Origin of the sequence: Microbacterium sp. Beta (assembly GCF_005502545.1) — a bacterium.
Classification (GTDB): domain Bacteria; phylum Actinomycetota; class Actinomycetes; order Actinomycetales; family Microbacteriaceae; genus Microbacterium; species Microbacterium oxydans.
Genome location: NZ_SCOG01000048.1, coordinates 1 through 5,926, shown reverse-complemented (window position 1 = coordinate 5,926; position 5,926 = coordinate 1). Strand labels below are relative to the sequence as shown.

General features: G+C 64.5%; 6 protein-coding genes. 2 read left to right on the top strand and 4 right to left on the bottom strand.

The window, feature by feature from the left end; genetic code table 11:
• Positions 1–503, top strand: a 503-nt coding sequence (locus tag FFS56_RS20655; RefSeq protein WP_127011574.1) for a hypothetical protein, incomplete at its 5' end; no start/stop codon positions are given.
• Between the two features lie 279 nt (positions 504–782).
• On the opposite strand, the gene FFS56_RS20260 is transcribed toward FFS56_RS20655, so the two are convergent.
• From FFS56_RS20260 to FFS56_RS20245, 4 genes are all read right to left on the bottom strand, one after another.
• Complete coding sequence (locus tag FFS56_RS20260) at positions 783–1,940, bottom strand: CD20-like domain-containing protein (RefSeq protein WP_127011575.1); 1,158 nt, start codon at positions 1,938–1,940, stop codon at positions 783–785.
• Positions 1,941–2,370: 430 nt separating this feature from the next.
• The gene (locus tag FFS56_RS20895) at positions 2,371–2,544 is read right to left on the bottom strand and encodes a hypothetical protein (RefSeq protein ID WP_233437366.1); all 174 of its coding nucleotides are present in this window, start codon (positions 2,542–2,544) and stop codon (positions 2,371–2,373) included.
• A gap of 109 nt (positions 2,545–2,653) precedes the next feature.
• Positions 2,654–3,784, bottom strand: coding sequence for a GTPase (locus FFS56_RS20250; protein ID WP_127011576.1), 1,131 nt, complete (start codon positions 3,782–3,784; stop codon positions 2,654–2,656).
• 94 nt (positions 3,785–3,878) lie between these two features.
• Positions 3,879–4,931, bottom strand: a complete 1,053-nt coding sequence (locus tag FFS56_RS20245) for a CHAT domain-containing protein (protein ID WP_127011577.1) — start codon at positions 4,929–4,931, stop codon at positions 3,879–3,881.
• Between the two features lie 101 nt (positions 4,932–5,032).
• Here FFS56_RS20245 and FFS56_RS20240 point away from each other — a divergent pair, with 101 nt between their 5' ends.
• Positions 5,033–5,542, top strand: coding sequence for a hypothetical protein (locus FFS56_RS20240; protein ID WP_127011578.1), 510 nt, complete (start codon positions 5,033–5,035; stop codon positions 5,540–5,542).
• Positions 5,543–5,926: the final 384 nt, after the last annotated feature.

Below are 5,926 nucleotides of genomic sequence, written 5' to 3'. Positions count from 1 at the left end.
AAATGAGAAAGCTCAGTACCATCGCCCAAGCCCTCGCAGATGAGATCGCAGCGCAGGATTGGTCGGATGCGCATTCGCGAGCAGACGGTGCACGCCACAACCGCGAGCTAGATCGCACCCAAGCTCCGCAACTCGCGCCTGATGAGGCCGACACGGTTCGCGTGAACGTGATGTGGGTAGTGGCTCAAGCGTTGAGCGATCACGATCCGAACTTTGATGTTCATGCTTTCGCCGAGGCGGCCGGAGTCAGTACCGACTATCGCTTGCGCAATGATGGGTCGCCGAGTGGGGGCATGCCAGCGGGCATCCGCCTTCGAACGGGCGAGACATATACCCCCAAGCAATTGGCCCGATTGCTGGGATACACCGAAGAATCTCGCCCCGGGAAGGTCGTGCGCGACTACCTTCGTGCCAAGAACCCGAAGCGAACCAAGTACCAGCCCTGGGTCCTCACCGAGGCGCAGGCCGCAGATGTGCTCGCCAACGTGCCGATGAAGCACTGATGTGAGTCGAGGGCCCCTGGAGGCGCACCCGATCGACATCGCCGAGGTCGCGAAGCGGCTGTACGAGACCGTCCGCTGACGGGGGCCGTTCTTGATCTGAGTACGGTCGGCTCGTGGAGATCTTCTCGCTCACGCTCATACTCCTGGCCGTGCTCAGCGTGATCATCATCAGCAAAGAGCGAAGAAAATGCTGACGGAGACGCGTCACAGCAAACGGGGATCGTCCGTCGCTGCGTGCGGTGGACGATCCCCGTTTCTCTTCGTCGAGCGAGCTTCCGGTCAGAGCGCGGCGTAGGCCTCGTACACCGTGTCGGCCGGGAGCGGGTCGTAGAAGAGCACCTCGAACTGCGCGGTGCCCCCGGCGGGCAGGCGGTCGACCCAGCCGGACTCGGCGGCGATGATCGCGCCAGCGCTGTTGCGCGCGACGACGACGACGCGAACGAGTTCCTGGTCGTCGGCGAACGAACTCGTCACCGTTCCGCGCACGGTAGTCGAGTAGTCGTCGGTGGTCGGGGTAAGCCCGGCGATCTCGAAGTTTCCGGTCTCGGAGCTCGGGGCCTTGGTGGCCTCGGCCGCCTCGGGACCTCTCACGTCGAGCTTCACGACCTGGCCGTCGCCCACCGAGAGGAAGTGGCCGACGATGGCCGTGCGGCCGGCCAGGACGGTGAGGTAGTCGCCCGAGGAGTCGAGGATGGTCCCGTTCGCGTCGAGTGCTTCCACGTCGATGCTGGCGAGCGAGAAGATGTAGTCCTCGTTCGGGTTCTCGAGGATGACGACGTACCACCACGTGCTGGCGTCGTAGGTGCTCTGGCCGAAGGCCGTCTCCACCACGGCGAGATCCTGGCGAGAATCGGTCGGCTCGTCGGCCGTGGAATCCCCGGTATCCGACGATCCCCCCGTCACGTCCTCGCGCAGCGCGCTGTCGATGGCGTTCTGCCCGAGGATGCCGAAGGAGGCGATCGTGAGGACGATCGAGACAATCCAGCCCACGACGGAGACGGCGATCGACGCGATTGCGAAGCCCTTGCCGCCCTGCTTCTTGCTGGCGAGCGCGACGATGCCCATGATGAAGGCGGCGAGGAGCGGGAGTCCGGCGAACCAGGTGACGAACGGGATGAACGCCATCACCAGACCGATGCCGGCGAGGACGAGCGCGATGATTGCCAGGGTCTTCGGTCGCTGCGGTCCGGGAGTGCCGGCACCGGGCGCAGGGTAGCCCGGTGTGGGATATCCCGGAGCAGGGGCGCCGGGCGTCGGGTAGCCGGGGGCGGCGTAACCCGGAGCCCCGTAGCCCGCAGTCGTGTAGCCAGGAGCGGCGTGAGGCTGCGGGATCGTCGGATCGCTCGCGTCGGGAGCGCTCGGGTAGGCGGGATACGCGGCGGGCGGAACCGGAGGAACCGGTCCTTCGGGGGCTGCGGGCGACTGGGGGTCGGACATATGGTTCGTTTGGACTTCGAAGAGCAACGGCGTCGTCGCCATGCCGGGTGCCGAGCGGGGACGTCGAGAGCGAGAGAGGGCGCCACGAAAGCCGCGGCCTGCACGGCGTGCGTCCCCTGCATGTCCGGGCCTCCCGGGGCCGGCTGACGGTCACAGTAGATCAGCTTGCGGACATTCCGGTCAAGAAGGCAGATCGCTGCAACTACTGTCGAACTCGCTGTTACTCGAACCCACCCGTCAGCCGCCCGCGCATCCGCGCACTGCTCTCATTCATCCAACGATCTTTAACCTTTTCCCCAACGCCTGATACTTCGTCTCGATCGCATTCAACGCGGCAACGGTCGACGCATCCCAAACATGCGACTCAGGCAAACCCACACTCACGCGATCGGGATCGGGATCGTCTGAGTACGAGAGCAACGTCGTCAGATCATTGCTCGACGCGAAGAACAGTTCTCTCCACGACATACGTCACGAGATCCCCGACCCCAGACAACACACGCGTCACCGTCACGATGTGCACCACCCGTCGCACGAACAGCACCGACGCCGCCAGCACCCCAAGACAACGCCAACCGCTGAGGAACGCGATCGACACCGCCATCAGGGAGTTCCAGGGGAAGGCGCCTCGAGAACGAGGCAGAAGCTCCAGCGTAGGGCGATCGAGCGCCGAGCCTGATCTACCCGGGGGTGATCATGCGGCCGAGCTCCGCTCAGCCCCGCCCTCCACTCACCTTCTTGAACCACACGCCGACCTGCGTCTGGAACAGCTCGCGCACCAGGTCGCTGTCGAGCGCACCGTCGACGCCTCGCAGTCGACCCTGCGTGAGCTCACCGCAGACCACCGCCCACGCGTAGCCGATCGCCAGGGTGAACGTGCTGGCGACGGTGCCCGAGATCACGCCGCCCACCACGGTTCCGGCCCCAGGGATGAACTTCAGGAGTCCGGCGACGGCGCTTCGTCCTGCGGCAGATACGGCGACAGTTGCTGCGGTCGCCGCGATCGTGGCGGTCTCGACCCTGACGCCGTAGATCGCCGCGACCCTCGCCATCATCCCGAGCTGAATGGGGACGAGCACCCCTGCGTCGGCGACGGGGATCGGAATTGCTCCGACCGTCAACGCCGCCGTGGCAGCCGCGCGGACAACTGTTTGAGCTTGCTTGCGCTTTCTTGCCAGATCGACTTTCTGGGCGGCTGCGAACGCTGCTTCAACACCCTCGGGAGCTGCGCGAAACGTGGCATCGACGAGCTCCGTGAGCCCGTGCTGAACCTGACCGGTGAACTCATCCGCCGTCGACATCACCAGGATCGGACGACCGCCCACGATCGGCAGGTCGAGCCCGGCGATGTGATCCGCCAGGGTCAGAGCGTCGGCGTGGTACTCGCCATTTCGCGAAGGCACCTGCGTCAGGACGGCGACGACGGGCAGGCCGAGCTCGTGCAGGCGACGGATGAACTCCGCCTCGGTGTCCTCGAACCGCCGGTCCGTCGCCCGGACGCAGTACCAGGCGACGTGGATCTGCTCGGAGAGCGGGCGCTGGCGCATCTTCTTCAGGTAGTCGCCGAGTTCGCGGATCAGCTCATCGGTGTCCTTGCCGATCTCGAGGCCACGGGTGTCGAGCAGGCCGAGGAAGCCGGAACGATGGATGTAGAGATGCTCGTCCATCGTCACGGGCTCGCCGACTCCGGTGGGAGCGACCTCCTCGCCGAAGATCGCGTTGATCAGCGTCGACTTCCCGACGCCCGTCTTGCCGAAGATGGCGAGGTTGAAGCGGCCGATCTCGTCCGCCTGCTCTTTCCACTGGCTGCGGAAATCGTCTTCAGAGAAGGTCTCACCCGTCATTGCGCACTCCCTCTGAGGCCGTAGCCTCGGTCCCTGAGGCGTCGCGCCCCCGCTGTGCATCAGCGTAACCGAGCGCGCATTAACGCTCACGGCCTCACTCCGGGCCAAGATCCACCCAGTGGGGGCCCACGGCCGACGATGTCAACTCGACCTTGGACAATCGCAGGCGATCTGGGAGAACCTTGTTCACCGCATCAATGGTCTCGTTGCGCGAATGGTCCAGCCTGTCGGCAAGCAACAGAAAGCGCCGCCTGTCCCGCCGGGGAATCTTGTACAGGGCGTTGCCGAGGTCGGGGACGGAGGAGAACTCCTGGGAAAGCTGCCTGAAGTCGAAGGACACAGCTTTCATCCTGTGCCGGATCACATCCACCGCCTGCGGGTCGAGTGGGTCCATGCACTGCACGACATTCGGCGCCCCGAGGATCTCGCGCGTGACCAACCGGCGACCACGTAGCGACTTCGTGATTCCCTTCAGGGCGTCTTCCAACTCCTGCATCGAGGATTCGCGACCCACCGATGCGCGGAACGCCTCGCGGTCGAACACTTTGTGGATGAACTCTTCGGGATCTGGGTCCTCGACCCATCGGACGATCGGCGGTTGCGAGTGTCCTTTTGCGTTCGCGACGTGAGCGAGGGCAGCGTCGAACGCATCTCGACTCGTGGACTGACCCTGGAACTGCTCGTAGAACCTCTCGGCGAAGAGCCGTGCCCCGGAGTCGCTGACCTTCCGGTTAGCACCGATGAACCATCCGCCCTGCGGGATGAGGTGCGGGGCCCACCGCGAGGTCTCGCATCCGTTCAGGAAAACTCCGCTGAGGTTATGCGCGTCGCGAAGCGCGGCGTGCAACTCGCGTGGCGTTGCAGTTGAGGGGATGCGCTTGCCTTGGTTGTCACCCCTGGCGATTTCGAGACTTCCGCCCTTGCCGTGACCGATGAAGTGGAACACATGGGGATCGAAGGCATGGATCGCTGCCTCGAGATCCTCCCAAGGCTCGTCCGTCTTGACGTCGACCTCGTACCTCTCGCCTCTGTTGAGGTCGTCGAGCATCTGCGCTTCGATCGGCGCCTCAGAGAGATCGCTCGCGAAGCGAAGCTGGGCCCATACGAGCACCCGAATCCGGGGGTGAACTTCTTCTCTGAGCGTCATGGCGCGAGCCTAACCGAGCCATGCTCCCCCGAGTCGCTGGCTCTTCCCTTCCCTCGACCCCCTGCGGCATCATGAGACGACCACCCACCCAGGAGGCAACCATGGCGCTCGCACCGACCACACCGGCAACCGCCGCCGCCAAGGGCCTTCCCGGCGTCGCGGTCATCGCGAAGATCCGACGCGTCGTGATCGTGGCCGTGATCGCCGCCCTCGTGTACCCCGCACTGATGGTCGCCAGCCGGAGCTACTGCCCCGGTGGCATCGACGGGAGCGGCGGCTTCATCGACTCATCGGGACAGTCGACTGAACAAGCGCCTGCGTGTATCGATCTGGCGCTCCGTCCCAGCCCCCTGGTCTACATAGGCATCGCCGCGATCGTGCTGATCACTCTCGGACGCGTGATGAAGGCGAGCGACGAACACACCGCCCTCAAGACACTGAACCGCGCGGCCATCGGAGTCTCGGCGCTCGTGGGCCTCGCGATCATCGTCTCTCTCGTCTGGTTCTTCCTGATCCCTATGGAGGGATTCACCTCCGGCTCCTGGACGGTCTTCAGTCCCTTCCCCTTCGGAAGCATCGACGTCACGACCGCGCCCATGACCGGCGAGTAGCCCACGAGGAGAGCAGGGGAGAGTCGCGGATCTGCGGCTCCGCACCTGCGACACGCCCGGCGGTCGAGCCAGATTTGCCGGAACCCCGGAACCCGCGTAACTTATTACTTGTTCGCCCCAAACGGTTGAGCGGAGGTCCTCGGACCGGCTCCCGTCAAGCAGCTAACACCTCCCGAATCCCAGACACTCACTGAGTGAACAGGATGAAGGTGCTGATCCGTTCCCACGGTCAGGCCGAGAAAAACTCGGACTTGACAACGGAAACGAGATCGGTAAGATAGAGAAGTTGCCCTTCGGGCCTGGCTGTGATGGCTGGGTCGTGGGAGCATCCGATCCTTGAGAACTCAACAGCGTGCACTTGTCAAATGCCAAATTATCCTCGTC